The 11,151-nt window shown below is 67.7% G+C and carries 9 protein-coding genes; 4 read left to right on the forward strand and 5 right to left on the reverse strand.

From position 1 onward, the window contains the following. The first annotated feature begins 6 nt into the window (after positions 1 to 6). Both KQ910_RS08210 and KQ910_RS08215 read left to right on the forward strand, forming a co-directional pair. Positions 7 to 645 (forward strand): NIPSNAP family protein, encoded by a 639-nt coding sequence (locus tag KQ910_RS08210; RefSeq protein ID WP_216958175.1) that lies wholly within the window; start codon positions 7 to 9, stop codon positions 643 to 645. A gap of 89 nt (positions 646 to 734) precedes the next feature. Beyond that, positions 735 to 3,068, forward strand: coding sequence for a xanthine dehydrogenase family protein molybdopterin-binding subunit (locus KQ910_RS08215; RefSeq protein ID WP_216958177.1), 2,334 nt, complete (start codon positions 735 to 737; stop codon positions 3,066 to 3,068). 108 nt (positions 3,069 to 3,176) lie between these two features. Here the strand turns inward: KQ910_RS08215 and KQ910_RS08220 are convergent, their stop codons facing one another. Then, entirely contained in the window at positions 3,177 to 3,740 is a 564-nt protein-coding gene (locus tag KQ910_RS08220) for a glutathione S-transferase family protein (RefSeq protein ID WP_216958179.1), read from the reverse strand. 54 nt (positions 3,741 to 3,794) lie between these two features. Between KQ910_RS08220 and KQ910_RS08225 the strand changes: the two genes are divergently transcribed. After that, entirely contained in the window at positions 3,795 to 4,793 is a 999-nt protein-coding gene (locus KQ910_RS08225) for a D-2-hydroxyacid dehydrogenase (protein ID WP_216958181.1), read from the forward strand. On the opposite strand, the gene KQ910_RS08230 is transcribed toward KQ910_RS08225, so the two are convergent. Both KQ910_RS08230 and KQ910_RS08235 read right to left on the reverse strand, forming a co-directional pair. Beyond that, positions 4,757 to 5,716: a CobW family GTP-binding protein gene (locus KQ910_RS08230; RefSeq protein ID WP_216958183.1), complete on the reverse strand. Its 960-nt coding sequence runs from the start codon at positions 5,714 to 5,716 to the stop codon at positions 4,757 to 4,759. The genes KQ910_RS08225 and KQ910_RS08230 overlap by 37 nt on opposite strands. 8 nt (positions 5,717 to 5,724) lie before the next feature. Then, the gene (locus KQ910_RS08235; RefSeq protein ID WP_216958185.1) at positions 5,725 to 7,374 is read right to left on the reverse strand and encodes an amidohydrolase; all 1,650 of its coding nucleotides are present in this window, start codon (positions 7,372 to 7,374) and stop codon (positions 5,725 to 5,727) included. Positions 7,375 to 7,529: 155 nt separating this feature from the next. Between KQ910_RS08235 and KQ910_RS08240 the strand changes: the two genes are divergently transcribed. Next, the gene (locus KQ910_RS08240; RefSeq protein ID WP_216958186.1) at positions 7,530 to 8,510 is read left to right on the forward strand and encodes a Bug family tripartite tricarboxylate transporter substrate binding protein; all 981 of its coding nucleotides are present in this window, start codon (positions 7,530 to 7,532) and stop codon (positions 8,508 to 8,510) included. 168 nt (positions 8,511 to 8,678) lie between these two features. Here the strand turns inward: KQ910_RS08240 and KQ910_RS08245 are convergent, their stop codons facing one another. Further along, positions 8,679 to 9,935: an acyl-CoA dehydrogenase family protein gene (locus tag KQ910_RS08245; protein WP_216958188.1), complete on the reverse strand. Its 1,257-nt coding sequence runs from the start codon at positions 9,933 to 9,935 to the stop codon at positions 8,679 to 8,681. Between the two features lie 11 nt (positions 9,936 to 9,946). After that, complete coding sequence (locus KQ910_RS08250) at positions 9,947 to 11,077, reverse strand: acyl-CoA dehydrogenase family protein (protein WP_216958191.1); 1,131 nt, start codon at positions 11,075 to 11,077, stop codon at positions 9,947 to 9,949. Positions 11,078 to 11,151: the final 74 nt, after the last annotated feature.

Consider the following 11,151-nt stretch of genomic DNA (forward strand, 5'->3'; position numbering starts at 1 on the left):
ATCATAATGGTCTACGAGTTTCGCACCTACACGCTGGCGCCCGGCAAGATGCCGGAATACCTCAAGGCCGCCGAGACGATCGGCCGTCCGGCGCGCGGCAACAACTATGGCGTCAACCACGGCTACTGGACGTCGGAGTTCGGCGCGCTGAACCAGATCTGGCATCTGTGGAAGTACGACAGCTACGAGGAGCGCACGCGCCTGCGCACCGAGCTGCAGAAGAACAAGGACTGGACCGAGAAGTACATTCCGATCGTGCGGACCTGCGTGGTCCGCCAGGACCTGCGCCTGATGAACACCGTGGTCGACATCAAGCCGGACGATGGCACCACCGGCAACATCTACGAACTGCGCATATACCGTTGCGGCCTCGGCGGCGCGGTGCAGTACGGCAAGGACTTCAAGGAAGTCCAGGCGGCGCGCGAGAAGTACTCGCCGATCTGGGGCGCCTGGACCGGCGAGTTCCCGCAGCCCAACGAGTGGATCCATCTCTGGCGCTACAAGAACCTGCAGGAGCGCTTCGAGGCCCGCGCCGCGGCCATGAAGGATCCGGCGTGGCAGGCCTATCTCGCCAAGGGTCCGGCCAAGCTGCAGGAGATGCACTCCACCCTGCTGCTGCCGACCAACTACTCGCCGCTGAAGTAGTAACCGCTTCTTTGTCATCCTGAGCGCAGCGAAGGATCCTTCGCCTGCGGCTCAGGATGACAATTTTTTTGAGACTGAGAGTACCGCGCATGGACGTGTTCGACGATGTCAGCCTTTCGTTGATGAAGTTCGGCGTCGGCCAGCCGGTGCCTCGCAAGGAAGATCCAACCCTCCTGCGCGGCGAGGGCCGCTATTCGGACGACGTCAACCTCGCTGGGCAGGCCCATGCCGTGATGGTGCGCAGCCCGGTCGCGCACGGCGTGCTCCGAGGCATCGACATCGAGACCGCATCCGCCATGCCTGGCGTGCTCGCCATCCTCACCGCGGCCGACCTCGACGCGGCTGGATTCGGCCCACTGCGCTGCCCGATGAACGTCCCGCAGCGCGACGGCTCGCCGATGAAGACGCCGCCGCGGCCGTCGCTCGCCGTCGGCAAGGTGCGCTATGTCGGCGAGGCGGTGGCCTGCGTCGTGGCCGAGACGGCCGTGCAGGCCAAGGATGCGGCGGAGGCGGTCGAGCTCGACATCGAAACACTGCCCGCCGTCACCGCGCCGCACGAAGCGCTGAAGCCCGGCGCGCCGCAGATTCACGACGAGGCGCCGTCCAATCTCGTGCTCGACTTCCACTACGGCGATGGAGAGGCGGTGAAGAAGGCCTTCACCGAGGCAGCCCACGTGACCCGCCTCGAGATCGTCTCCAACCGCATTGCCGTCAGCGCCATGGAGCCGCGTTCGGCGATCGGCTCCTACGATCCGGCTACGGAGCGCTGGACGCTGCATCTCGGTTGCCAGGGCGTCATGGGCATCCGCGGCACACTGGCCAAGGACGTGCTCAAGGTGACGCCGGACAAGGTCCACGTGCTGACCGGTAACGTCGGCGGCTCCTTCGGGATGAAGTCGCAGGTCTATCCGGAGTATGGCCCGCTGCTGTTGGCTTCCAGGAAGCTCGGCCGGCCGGTGAAATGGACCGACGAGCGCTCCGAAAGCTTCCTCAGCGACCATGCCGGCCGCGATCACCAGCGCGTGGCCGAACTCGCCCTCGACAAGGATGGCCGCTTCCTCGCCGTCCGCCTGTCGGGCACAGCAAACGCAGGCGCCTATATCTATCCGCCGATGCCGGCGACCACGAATGCGGTGAAGAACGTCATCGACGTCTACCGCACACCCGCGATGGAGGTGAACTCCAAGGTGGTCTTCACCAACACGACGCCGGTCGCGGCCTATCGCGGTGCCGGTCGGCCCGAGGGCAACTACTTCATGGAGCGCCTGATCGATACGGCGGCGCGCGAACTCGCGATCGACCCGGCCGACCTGCGGCGGCGCAACCACATCGCGCCCGACCAGATGCCCTACAAGGCGCCGTCGGGCATGAACTACGATTCCGGTGAATTCACCGCGGTGCTCGACAAGGCGCTGAAGGCGGCCGATTGGGAGGGCTTCGCGGCCCGCAAGGCCGAAAGCGCGGCGCGCAACAAGCTGCGCGGCCGGGGCATCGGCTCCTATCTCGAGGTCACCGGCCCTCCCAGCAAGGAGTATGGCGGCATCCGCTTCGAGGAAGACGGCACCGTCACCATGCTGAGTGGCACACTCGATTATGGCCAGGGGCATGCGACGCCCTTCGCCCAGGTGCTGGCGGCGCATGTCGGCATTCCGTTCGAGCGCTTCCGGCTGCTCCAGGGCGATTCCGACCAGCTCAAGGTCGGTGGCGGCACCGGCGGCTCGCGTTCGGCGCTGGTCGCCTCGCAGGCCTTTCTGGAGGCCGGCGACAAGCTGATCGAGCAAGGCAAGCAGATCGCCGCTCATGTCCTCGAAGCCTCGGCCGTCGATATCGAGTTCGCGCACGGCCGTTTCACGATTGCCGGCACGGACCGCAGCATCGGGATAATCGAACTCGCCGACAGGATTCGCGGTGGCCTGACATTGCCGGCCGACCTGCCCCAGTCGCTCGACGTCAGCCACATCTCGGACAATCCGCCGTTTTCATTCCCCAACGGCTGCCATATCGCCGAAGTCGAGATTGACCGCGACACCGGTCATATCGATGTCGTGCGCTACTTCATGGTCAACGACTTCGGCACGGTCATCAATCCGATGCTGGTCGCGGGCCAGGCGCATGGCGGGGTGCTGCAGGCAATCGGCCAGGCGCTGATGGAACATACGATCTACGACCCGCAAGGCCAGCCGGTCACGGGCAGCTACATGGACTATGCCCTGCCGCGTGCCGAGCACGCGCCGGATATGTCGATCGAGAGCCACGCCGTGCCCTGCAAGACCAATCGCATGGGCATCAAGGGCTGCGGCGAGGCGGGCTGTGCCGGCGCGCTGCCGTCGGTCATGAACGCGATCGTCGATGCGCTGGACGGCAAGCACATCGACATGCCGGCCACGCCCGAGAAGGTCTGGCGCGCGATCAACGCGGGTTAAAGACGAAGCGGATCAATGGAGCGCGCCACTCCAGTGGCGCTCAAGCATCGTCGACGAGCGTGAGAAGAGCGCCACTGGAATGGCGCGCTCCAATGAGACGGCTCGACCTCAGACCTTCTCGATCTCGATCGTCTTCTTGACCGCAGGCCGTTCCAGCATGCGGGCATGGTGGGCTTCGAGCGCGGGGAAGTCGCCCGGCTTGCGCTCGAGCTGGTCGCGGAAGCGCCAGTAGACGCGGAACAGGTGGATGTCGGCGATCGAATAGCGATCACCCAGGATCCATGTGCGATTGCCCAGGCGCTTGTCCGCCACCGCGTAGAGTTCGCGGGCTTCCGCGACGCCCTGCCGGATCGCCGGATGAATCGTCGAGGCGACGTAGGACATCCACGAGACAGCCTGCGCCTCGGCTTCCGTGTCGCCGGCCGGCAGCAGGTTCGCCGCGGGATAAGTACGGGCGAGATAGAACAGGATGCCGGCCACCTCGGTGAGTGGTTTCCCGTCGATCATCAGGACCGGCACCTTGCCCACCGGATTGACGGCAAGGAAGTCGGACGTGCGCGTCTCCTTGCGCGGCACCGAGACGGCGTGCTTGTCGAAGGTGGCGCCGACCTCGTGGAGGGCGATGTGGGCTGCCATGGAGCTGGAGCCGGGCGAGTAATAGAGCTTGAGCATGGTCAAAGCGTACCATGCCTGTCATCGCGGTCGAAGGTTGGTTATCCTCCCGCCATGACCACGCTTCTGCTTTCGTCCCATGCGCTTCGTGTCTGGGGCGAGCGAATTGCGGCAGCCGTGCCGCCGGGCACGCTGTCCTTCCTTACTGCCGAAGCGGCGCTGGCCGCCGACGGACCCGGCGCCGCCGATATCGCCTTCATGACCCGCGAGGTCACGGGCAAGTCCAGTCCGGGCAATCTGACGCCCGAATTGCAGGGCTTCGACGCGGTCGTGCTCAAGTCGCCGAACCTGAAATGGCTGCAGATCCACCCGGCCGGGGCCGAACGGCCGATCTATCGCGAATTGCGAGCGCGCGGCGTCAAGGTGACGACCGCCTCGGGCGCCACGGCCGTCACCGTAGCGCACAGCACCCTGGGCGCCGTGATCGCGATCAACCGGCGCTTCCCGCTGCTGGCCGATGCACAGCGCCGCCATGCCTGGGAGCCGCGGCTGGGTGAGCGCTCGCCGCGCGACCTGGCCGGCCAGTGTGCCGTGATCGTCGGCATGGGACCGATCGGACAGAACATCGCCAGGCTGCTCGCGATGCTGGGCATGCGCGCCATCGGCGTGCGGCGCACCGCCGAGCCGGTTGAGCCGTGTGAGCGCGTCGTCGCCTATGAGCAGTTGCACCAGGTGCTGCCGGAAGCCGACTGGCTGATCCTCTGCTGCCCGGCCTCGCCGGTGACGCGCGGCATCGCCAATGCGGCGGCCTTCGCGGCGATGCCCGACGGTGCGCATTTCGTGAACGTCGCGCGCGGCGAAGTCGCGGTGGAGAACGACGTCATCGCCGCGTTGCAGAGCGGCAAGCTCGGCGGCGCCTATCTCGACGTGTTCGAGCGCGAGCCGCTCGATCCGGCCTCGCCGCTGTGGGACCTGCCCAACGTGCTGGTCTCGCCGCACACCGCCAGCCATTCGCTGGGGCAGAACGAGGCGATCTTCGGCATCTTCCTCGAAAACCTCGCGCGCTTCCGCGCCGGTCAGGCGTTGCGTAACGACGTCGACAGGCTCGGCTGAAGCGCACGCGCGACCGCCTCGCGGTCGAGGCGCGCCCTTAGGCCGATGACTACCAGCTTGCCCGGTGTCGCGCCGGGAGGTGCCGCGTCGATCTCGAAGCGCTGGCCAACGACATGCAGCGCGATCGGTTTGCCGTCACCGCGATTCAGGATGCCCTTGGCGCGCAGCACGCCGGTGCCAGGCGCGCCGAGGCTCTGGCCGAGCTCCGCGGCGTCGACGTCATCGGGCACATCCAACTCCAGTGAGTCGTAGAGCGATGCCGCGTCCGGCGCGCCGGGCGTCGTGAGTGTCGCCGACAGGCGAGGCGCTGCGCCGTCGCGCAGGCCGAGCAGCAGGTCGGGCGCGATCTCGGCCCGTGTTGCCGGGATAAGCCGTGCCGCGGGACTTTGCGTCGCCAGCCACGCGAGCGTCTCCTGCAATGACGTCTCGTCCACGAGATCGCAGCGATTGGCAATGACGAGGTCGGCGGCGGCGAGCTGGCGGGTGATCGTGTCGCCGAGGTAGGCGTCGTCGGCCATCGTCCGCACGGTCTCGACGTCGACCATCACGACGATGCCGTCGATGCGATAGGCCGGCAGGAGGGTGACGGCGCTGGCGACCATGCCCGGCAGCGCGACGCCGCTGGTCTCCAGCACCACGCGCTCGATGTCCGGCCGCTGCTCGGGCAGCGTCATCAGCGTGTCCATCAGGTCGGAGCCGTAGCTGCAGCAGACGCAGCCGCCGGAAATCTCCAGCGTGTCGCCGCTCGACGACACGATCAGGTCGCGGTCGATCGGCGTCGCGCCGAAATCGTTGACCAGCACGGCGAGCCGCTGGCCGTCGGCGGCGCGCAGCAGGCGATTGACGAGCGTCGTCTTGCCGGTGCCGAGATAGCCGCCGATCACCGTGACCGGCAGCCGCCCGCCGGGCCGTGCCCCGCTCACGTCTTCGCTCACACCCCGTTGGCGGGGAAGGGACGGCCGCCCTGGACCGTGCCCCAGATGCGCACGTCCTTCAGCTTGTCCGGCGCGATCTCCAGCGGATCGTCCTCCAGCACCGCGAAGTCGGCGCGCTTGCCGCACTCGATCGAGCCGACCTCGCCATCGAGCCTGAGCGTCCAGGCGGCGCCCAGCGTGATCGTGCGCAGCGCGTCGGCCACCGAGATGGCCTCGCTGGTGCCGAGCGTCCGGCCGCTGGCGGTAAGCCGGTTGACGGCGCACCACGCCGTGAAGATCGGGCCGAGCGGCGTCACCGGCGCGTCGGAATGGATCGCGAGCGGCACGCCGCTGGCCAGCGCGGTGGCGCAGGCGTTCATGCGCATCGCCCGTTCCGGGCCGACCGTCGTCTCGTAGTGCTGGTCGCCCCAGTAGAAGTGATGGTTTGGGAACAGGTTGGCGCACATGCCGAGCCGCGCCATGCGCCGAAACTGCGCGGCGTCGGCGAGCTGGCAATGCTGCAGCGTGAAGCGATGGTCGCGCGCCGGCTGGTCGAGCAGCGCGCCTTCGAGGCAATCCAGCGCCATCTCGGTCGCCTGGTCGCCATTGGTGTGGCTGTGCACCAGCACGCCCTTCTGTAGTGCGAGCTTGTAGAGGCCGCTGATCGCCTCGGGCGGCGTGTACCACAGGCCGTTCGGCGCGCCGTTGTAGTAGCCGGGCCACCGCAGCCGCGCGGAGAAGCCCTGGATCGAGCCGTCGACGAACAATTTGATGGCGCCGAGCCGCAGCCGGTCGGTCGATTTCGCCTTGAGCTTCACGGCGATGTCGACCACCTGCTCCGGCGTCAGCGCCTGGAAGCGGCGGAACGAGACGATGCGCACGGGGAAGCTGGCTTCACCGGTGACGCGTGCCATCATCGAGACCGCGTCGTCCGGCAGCAGGTTGGCGAGATCGGTCGCCGTGGTGACGCCCTGGCGCACGCAGAGCTTGGCGAAGCGCTTCAGGCCTTCCTCGTCGTTGGCCAGCGCCTCGCGGTCGAAACCGACATGGGCGCCAACGATCGTCATCGCCTCGGGGCCCTTCAGTTCGCCGGTCGGCAGGCCGTCGGCGCCGAGCGGAATGCCGGGATGGTTGACGCCCGGCCGCATCAGGCCGGCCAGTTCGAGCGCGCGGGTGTTCACGTTGAAGATGTGGCCGCTGGCATGCATCACGCCGATCGCGCGCGTCGTCGACACGCGGTCGAAGTCGGCGCGCACGACGCGACGGTCGCCGTAGTAGATGGGGTCGAGGCCCCAGCCGGCGAGCACTTCGGTTGGCGAGGCAAGCTTGCGCTCGGCCTCCTGCAGGCGCGCCACGACGTCCTCGATGGACTCCGCGCCCTTCCACACCTTGCCTTCGGGATCCATGCGGTCGAAGCGGCCGAGATAGGTGTAGCGCCAGAAGGTGCCCTCGGCAGCGTGGCTGTGGCCCTCGACGAGACCGGGCATCAGCACCTTGTCGGCGAAGCGTTCGTCCAGCGTGTAGGTGCCCCAGCCGGCGAGTTCCTCCAGCGGGCCGGCGCCCAGGATGCGGCCGTCGCGCACGGCCACGTGCGTGGCCTCGGGCCGGGCGGGATTCATGGTGAGGATTCGGCGGGCGCGGAAGATCGTGATCGGGCTGAGTGTCATGTCTCCGACAGTAGCGGCCCTGCGGCGGCAACGCCAAGCGTTGCGAAGTTGCCGGCAACGTATACGCTGCCGGAAAGCAGGCGAATGACCTGCTCCAGACAAACAAGGCCAGAGGGACGGCGCCGCCTCCTCGCTTCGGCCCGGAGGAGACATCGATGCGCCTGTCACGTCGCGCCACGCTCGGCCTGTTGGCCACGTCACCCGCCCTGGCGGCGCCCGCGGTATGGGCGCAAGGGCGCGACTGGCCCAACCGGCGGCTCCGACTCCTCGTTCCCAGCGCCGCCGGTGGCTACGAAGTCTATGCCCGCATCCTGGCGCCGCGCCTCGCGGAACTGCTGGGCCAGCCCGTCGTCGTCGACAACAAGCCCGGCGCCAACGGCATCATCGGCATGCAGGAAGTCCAGCGCAGCGCGCCCGACGGCTACACCTTCATGTTCGCCCATATCGGCGCGATCTCGATCGGCAGCAGTATCTACACCAACATGCCGCTCGATCCGGTCGACGATCTCGCCTCGATCTCGGTCGCCGTCACCTCGCCGCTGGTCTGGGTGGTGACGCCGTCGCTGCCCTTCAGAACGATGCCGGAGTTCATCGCCAAGGCGAAGGCGGAGCCCGGCCAGTGGCGCTACGGCCTGCCCGCGTCCGGCAGCATTCCGCACCTGGTCGCGGAGGACACCAAGATCCGCCACAAGCTCGACATGCCCGCGGTACCCTACCGCAGCACGCCGCAGTCGCTGTTGGCGGTGATCAACGGCGAGGTGCCGATCACGGTCGACAGCCTCGGCGCCAGCGCCGGTCACATTGCCGGCGGCAAGCTGCGCGCACTGGCCGTCACCTCGCGCGAGCGCTCGGAGAAGCTGCCCGACGTGCCAACGATGATGGAACTCGGCCTCGATCCGCGCGAATGGGTCGCCTGGTACGCCTTCATGGCGCCCAAGGGCACGCCTGACGAAATCATCCAGAAGCTGAATACGGCCATCAATCAGGCGCTGCGCGAGGAGGCCATCGCCACGCGCATCCGCGAGCTGGGCGCCTCGCCGCGCATCACCACGCCGGCCGAGACGCTCGCCTTCATCACGCAGGAGCGCACCGACTTCGGCGCCATCGCGCGAGCCGGCAAGATCAGGGTGGAATAACGTAGATCTTTGATTTTCTGAGTCGAAATCAAATGCTTCCCCATTCACATGGGGAAGTGCCCCGTCACACGGGGCGATGGGGTCATAGGCCGAGCAAAGCTTATGACCCCTCCGTCGGCGTAAGACGCCGACACCTCCCCAGATGACTGGGGAGGCGGACTCGCTTCTCTACCGAACCGTATTGCGCGGCACGTCGCGGAACGGCTTGGTCGTGTCGATGCTCGGCTCCTTGGGCATCTTGAGGACGCGCTCGGAGATGATGTTGCGCTGGATCTCGTCGGTGCCGCCGGCAATCGACGTGGCCGGCACCGAGACCAGGATCTCGGCGATCGTGCCGTTCAGCGGGCTGTCGGCGCCGGTCAGCAGGGCGTCGGCGCCCGAGAGCTGGGTGTGGATGCGGGCCGCAGCGCGGGCGATATGGCTCGCGACCAGCTTGCCCAGCGAGCCTTCGGGGCCCTGCGGCTTGCCCTGCTGGGCAGCGGCGCGGGCGCGGCGCGCCGTCCATTCGGCGGCCTTCGACATGGTGAGCAGCCTGGCGATCTCCTGCCGCGCCACGGGATCGTCGAGATGGCCGGTTTCCTTGGCGCGCGACAGGATCAGGTCGACCCGGCCCGCGCGCTGCGGATACCACTTGTAGGGCTCCATCGTCGTGGCGATCTCGGCCCGCTCCTCGTCGTAGGCGCGGCCCTTGCGGTCCGACCCCATCGCCCAGGTGCGCAGGCCGTCGGCGCCGCGGCGCTCGTGCATCAAGGTCGTCGTCGTCACGGCCCAGCCGTCGCCCACGTTGGCGACGAGGAACTCCGGCTCGACCACGGCGTCGGTCATGAACACCTGGTTGAACGAGGCGTGGCCGTTCATCTGCTTCAGCGGCTGCACGTTCACGCCGGGCTGGTGCATGTCGATGATGAAATAGGACAGGCCCTTGTGCTTGGTCTGGTCCCAGTCGGTGCGGGCCAGCAGCAGGCCCCAGTGTGCGTGATGGGCCGAGGTCGTCCAGACCTTCTGGCCGTTCACGATCCACTTGTTGCCGCTCATCTCGGCGCGGGTGACGGCGCCGGCCACGTCGGAGCCGGAGCCGGGCTCGCTGAAGAGCTGGCACCAGGTGTCCTCGCCGGTGAGGATGCGGCGCAGGAACTTCTCCTTATGGAGATCGGTGCCGTGCGCGAGGATGGTCGCGGCGGCCAGGGTGCGGATGCCGGCCTTGGCGACGCCGATCGCGCCGATGCGCGCGAATTCTTCGTCGACGACGGCCTGGAAGGCCTGCGGCAGGTCGCGGCCGTACCATTCCTTGGGCCAGGTCGGGACGCCCCAGCCCGAATCGGCCAGCTTGTTGCGCCATTCGACGAGGCCGAGTTCGGGGCTCCAGTTGGCTTCGAGCCAGGCGCGCACGTCGGCGCGGACGGAGTCTTCGGTGAGTTCGTTCATCTTCCTGCTCCTCAGGCGGCCCAGTGCTGCATCATCTGCTCGCGGTGGTGATGGGCATCGCCCAGCAGCACCTCCGAGCTCTTGGCGCGCTTGAACCAGAGATGGGTGTCGTTGTCCCAGGTGAAGCCGATGCCGCCATGGATCTGGATGGCATGGACGGCCGTCTGCAGGGCCGCGTCGCTGGCGGCGGCCTTGGCGAGCGATGCCACGGCGACGATATCGTCGTCACCCTCGTCGAGCGCGGCGGCGGCGTAGTAGGCCGCCGACTTGGCCAGCTCCACGTCGACCAGCATGTCGGCATGCTTGTGCTTCATCGACTGGAACGAGGCGATGGCGCGGCCGAACTGCATGCGCATCTTGGCGTATTCCAGCGAATCCTCGCGCAGGCGGTCGGAGACGCCGGCCATTTCGTTGGCCAGGCAGACCGCAGCCTCGACCATGGTACGGGCGAACGGCGCGGCGGCGGCGCCGGCCTCGCCGAGCAGGGTCGCTTCCACGCCCTTGAAGTCGAGGTGGGCGAGTTTGCGGGTCTCGTCCATCGTCTTCAGCAGCTTGCGCGACAGGCCCTTGGCGTCGCCCTTCACGGTGAAGAGCGAGAGGCCCTTGTCGCCGCTGCTGCCGGGGGCGCGGGCGAGGACCACGATGAGATCGGCGGTGTGGCCGTCGAGGACGTAGCTCTTGAAGCCGTCGAGGACGTATCCCGAACCGGACGGCTTGGCCGTCAGGGTCGTGGCCGCGGCATCCCAGCGGGACGGCTGCTCGACCCAGGCGAGGGTGGCGACGGTGTCGCCGGCGGCGATGCCGGGCAGCAGCGCCTGCTTCTCGGCTTCCGTGCCGGCATTGAGGATCGCGCCGGTGGCCAGCACGGCGGTCGAGAAGAACGGCGCGCAGAGCAGCGACCGGCCCATCTCCTCCAGCACGATGCAGAGTTCGCCGAAGCCGAAGCCCTGGCCGCCAAAAGCCTCGGGAATGCGCACGGCAGTCAGGCCGAGTTCGCTGTTGAGCTTGCGCCAGGCAGCGGCCTCGAAGCCGGCGTCGGTCGCCATCAGGCGGCGCACTTCCTTGGTGGGCGAACGCTCGCCCAGGAAGCGGCGCAGGTTCGACCTGAACTCTTCCTGCTCGCTGGAGAAACTGAACTTCATAAAACGAATCCTCCCAGTGCCGATTTTAGGCACTGGGAGAGATGACCGGAAGCGCCCCCGACGGGTCGGAGATT

The organism is Reyranella humidisoli, from assembly GCF_019039055.1.
GTDB lineage: Bacteria > Pseudomonadota > Alphaproteobacteria > Reyranellales > Reyranellaceae > Reyranella > Reyranella humidisoli.

Excerpts from the sequence above, each read along its gene's own strand:
- KQ910_RS08210 (WP_216958175.1), top strand. The coding sequence starts at position 7 with ATGGTCTACGAGTTTCGCACCTACACGCTGGCGCCCGGCAAGATGCCG.
- KQ910_RS08215 (WP_216958177.1), top strand. The coding sequence starts at position 735 with ATGGACGTGTTCGACGATGTCAGCCTTTCGTTGATGAAGTTCGGCGTC.
- KQ910_RS08220 (WP_216958179.1), bottom strand. The coding sequence starts at position 3,740 with ATGCTCAAGCTCTATTACTCGCCCGGCTCCAGCTCCATGGCAGCCCAC.
- KQ910_RS08225 (WP_216958181.1), top strand. The coding sequence starts at position 3,795 with ATGACCACGCTTCTGCTTTCGTCCCATGCGCTTCGTGTCTGGGGCGAG.
- KQ910_RS08235 (WP_216958185.1), bottom strand. The coding sequence starts at position 7,374 with ATGACACTCAGCCCGATCACGATCTTCCGCGCCCGCCGAATCCTCACC.
- KQ910_RS08240 (WP_216958186.1), top strand. The coding sequence starts at position 7,530 with ATGCGCCTGTCACGTCGCGCCACGCTCGGCCTGTTGGCCACGTCACCC.
- KQ910_RS08245 (WP_216958188.1), bottom strand. The coding sequence starts at position 9,935 with ATGAACGAACTCACCGAAGACTCCGTCCGCGCCGACGTGCGCGCCTGG.
- KQ910_RS08250 (WP_216958191.1), bottom strand. The coding sequence starts at position 11,077 with ATGAAGTTCAGTTTCTCCAGCGAGCAGGAAGAGTTCAGGTCGAACCTG.